This is a genomic window from Gelidibacter sp., assembly GCF_035577925.1.
GTDB lineage: Bacteria > Bacteroidota > Bacteroidia > Flavobacteriales > Flavobacteriaceae > Gelidibacter.
Map to the genome: position 1 here is coordinate 1 of NZ_DATJCY010000356.1, position 3,238 is coordinate 3,238.

5 protein-coding genes are annotated in these 3,238 nt (G+C 31.1%); all 5 read left to right on the forward strand.

Features of this window, described 5'->3' with window-relative positions; genetic code table 11:
* Positions 1–300, forward strand: a 300-nt coding sequence (locus VNJ50_RS13665; RefSeq protein ID WP_325582839.1) for a hypothetical protein, incomplete at its 5' end; no start/stop codon positions are given.
* Positions 281–958, forward strand: coding sequence for a hypothetical protein (locus VNJ50_RS13670; protein ID WP_325582841.1), 678 nt, complete (start codon positions 281–283; stop codon positions 956–958). The genes VNJ50_RS13665 and VNJ50_RS13670, both read left to right, overlap by 20 nt.
* 1 nt (position 959) lies before the next feature.
* Entirely contained in the window at positions 960–1,628 is a 669-nt protein-coding gene (locus VNJ50_RS13675; RefSeq protein ID WP_325582843.1) for a hypothetical protein, read from the forward strand.
* Positions 1,629–1,632: 4 nt separating this feature from the next.
* Positions 1,633–2,301, forward strand: a complete 669-nt coding sequence (locus VNJ50_RS13680) for a hypothetical protein (protein ID WP_325582845.1) — start codon at positions 1,633–1,635, stop codon at positions 2,299–2,301.
* The gene (locus tag VNJ50_RS13685; RefSeq protein ID WP_325582847.1) at positions 2,301–3,110 is read left to right on the forward strand and encodes a hypothetical protein; all 810 of its coding nucleotides are present in this window, start codon (positions 2,301–2,303) and stop codon (positions 3,108–3,110) included. Before VNJ50_RS13680 ends, VNJ50_RS13685 begins: the two co-directional genes overlap by 1 nt.
* The last annotated feature ends 128 nt before the right edge of the window (positions 3,111–3,238 follow it).

Consider the following 3,238-nt stretch of genomic DNA (forward strand, 5'->3'; position numbering starts at 1 on the left):
GAAAAACCAGAGAAAGTTGCACTTTCTTATTATTACGAAGCCTATGATTCACACGAAGAGGCAATTAAAGCTTTCGTCAAAGATTCAAAGAATTTTGAAAACTCATTTAGTGAATTATTTACATTAATCAATTTATATAAAGCGCCGCTTTCTAGTGAGTTGCTTGCGTTTTACAATAAAATAAAACACGCTAATAAATATGTTACCCCTATTAAACAAATTGAAAATTTAATGAAGTCTACAGGACATAATCTTACTGAAATAATAAAAAAAAATAGATATGAAACAGCTTACAATTAAGAAGGTATTATTCACTTCATTTTTCACTTTTTTGTTGATGCAAAAATCATATAGTCAAAATCTTTATTTAGACCCAACGACTACACTTGCGCTCGGTATGTACTCAAATGTTATGGAAAAGAAGCAAAAAGAAACCATTGAACAACAAACTAAATTGCAGCAAGCACAAGCCTATGTTGCAACACAAATGGCATGGGCTAATGACATTCAAAATAAAGTATATAAAGGGTTGAAAGAAGTATCAGGCACATTACAAAATGGAATTCAAGTACAAAAAATTTATCAGAACGTAAATAAATGTATTTCTTATTCCAGTGATATTACAGACCTAGTTGCGGAGCATCCCCAATATGCGGTGTTTGGAGCAAAAACAACTCAACTAGCTTTTGAAAGAGTAACTGAAATATCTGCAGATATAACAGACATCCTGACAGGAGGTGAAAAAGATTTAGCGACTGCAGGTGATCGATATAAAGTACTATTCAGTTTAGATCAGAAAATCACAAACCTAAGAATCATTCTTCTTACCATTAAAATCAATATTGAAAGAGCAATTAGAGTAGGTTTCTGGAAATCAATCAATCCTTTCCAAGGCTATATAAATACTGACAAGGATATTATTGAAAATATAATGCAACAATACAAACATATATTTTAAGATGAGAGCAAAATTATTTTTAGTAGCACTACCCATAATTTGGATTTTGTCAGTTTCTTTTGGCTCCAATAAAAAGCCTTGGGAAAAGGATAACGTTGACTTCATTATGATGAATCAGGAGATAAAAAACACAATGAAGGAGGATGAAAGACAAACAGAAATGCATAAGAAGCAAATTACCAATGTAGCTGCAGAAGGTTATAATAAATCAGAGTGGAACAAATTTAAAAACCTAAAGAGAAATGTTCAAAGTCGATTAAATTCAGTTTCACTTTTAATCCAGGCAGCACCTGCTGGAATTGTAATCAGCAGAGAGCTTAACGAAACAATTGAAAATCAGGAAAAATTATATCAACTCGTAGAAGATAACTTATGGCTTTTACAATTGTTGCCAAATGAGTTTCACTTTGTTCAAGATGCTCAGGATGTGCTTTTATATATCGTGGGTGTCGTTAGCAGTTATGGGATAATAAATCAAATGGAAAAGGCTGAAAGAAAAATCCTAATTGATTATGCAATTAATGAAGTAAAACGCATAAAAATAGATTCACACATGCTTTATTTTACTGCGAAAGATATGGTCAGAAAAAAAAATCTGAACAAAGCAATTCTTCAAGATATCATCAATAAAGACAAACAGATTATTCAAGACATACTTAATAATTTTTAATGCCATGAAAAAAATAATTTTAATCCTACTCATTTTAATATTTTCAAATAGTTTGTTTTCACAACAGGCAACAGTCGTTATCAATCAAAAACTTCTAGAGCAGTTGACAAAAAATCAAGCTGTTAGATTGTTAAGCAATGATCAAATCAAAAAATCTACTGAAAAGCAAAGAAAAATTTATGGAGATGTCCAAGGTAAAATGGCCAAGGTAATTGCTATAAATGAATTTTTATATGATAACCTCAGAAATATAAATGGCTTAATTAAGGATGGTAAATCGGTTGGATTAATGTACGACTACGTAACAAAAATCACACAGGAATTGTCAACATTATCACAATTAACATTAGACAACCCTCTCTATGCAACCATAAAGTATGAATACTATATAGAGACTCTAGACCAGTACCTAGCCGTTAAAAATGAGATTGAAAATATGATAATGAAGGTAAATTCAGACTATTTGCTTGACCAATATGATAGGCACAGATTTGTCACAAATGTTCTTTACAAATTAAGAAATTTATATCTCTCAATTTTGGGAACTACATCATGGCTTAAGAATGCCAATAACAAAAGTCTGATTCAATCAATTCCAATACTTGGAACTTTTTACTCCATAGACAAGGCAATCATTAACAACATTATGAATCAATTAAACCAATATTACTAATGAAATCAAGACTATTTATTCCTATTCTTCTGTTTTCATTTTTTGCATATGGGCAAAACAAGCTGAATGACAAACATATTGTTAATCAACACAAAAGAATGGTGTTTGAAGAATGGGCTCCAATGACTCCAAAAGCACAAAAACTATTTGGAATTCCAACCAATGCAGCATATTGGTTAATATGGGGTGATTTAGCACCAAAAAGAAATAAAAAATATAAAAAAGGTCCAGATATCCGTCCTTTAAAACCGACAGGCCATGAATCATTGAGACTTTTAGAACTCCATAAGCAGCAAAAATTCGCAGAAGAAATATTGCAACAAGCGGACACGGTTACAAAAGAATATGAAAAAGATTTTATGCACAATACTTCTACAACTGTGGAAGCGGATCCATTATGGCAACTATATTACAAAAAACAGTTAAAACCCCTTGTGAATTTCCCATCCAATCCACAGAATTATACAGATTGGAATTTTGAAACAAACAATGATTATCAAAAAGCTGTATCAAATGGCAGTATTCAGAACTTAAGAACTCAATTGAATTTAATGAAATCCAACTTCAAGATTTCTAGAAACACACCTATGCCAAGAGGTAAAAGAATTCTATTATACCACCAGATTCTTATGGATTGGCGAAAATTTGTGAATTCACTTTCGTTCACAAATAAAAAATACAACAACAATGATTACTACAAAAACATCTCGAATGGAAAGTCTGAATATAACTCAATTAATTCATCAAGAACAGATGAGGAAATTATAACCGACACTATGAATCAACTAAAACAATATTATAATGACTAAAAAGATACTGATAATAGCATTACTATTTTCCCCTGTTCTGCTTTTTGCAGATAGTAGCAATCAAAATGAAAGCTTTATTAGCTTTTTAATGGGGAAAGGTGTTTTTGAAGAATGGTTTATGCAGGTTT

Coding starts and splice junctions, on each gene's coding strand:
- VNJ50_RS13670 (WP_325582841.1), top strand. CDS start 281: ATGAAACAGCTTACAATTAAGAAGGTATTATTCACTTCATTTTTCACT.
- VNJ50_RS13675 (WP_325582843.1), top strand. CDS start 960: ATGAGAGCAAAATTATTTTTAGTAGCACTACCCATAATTTGGATTTTG.
- VNJ50_RS13680 (WP_325582845.1), top strand. CDS start 1,633: ATGAAAAAAATAATTTTAATCCTACTCATTTTAATATTTTCAAATAGT.
- VNJ50_RS13685 (WP_325582847.1), top strand. CDS start 2,301: ATGAAATCAAGACTATTTATTCCTATTCTTCTGTTTTCATTTTTTGCA.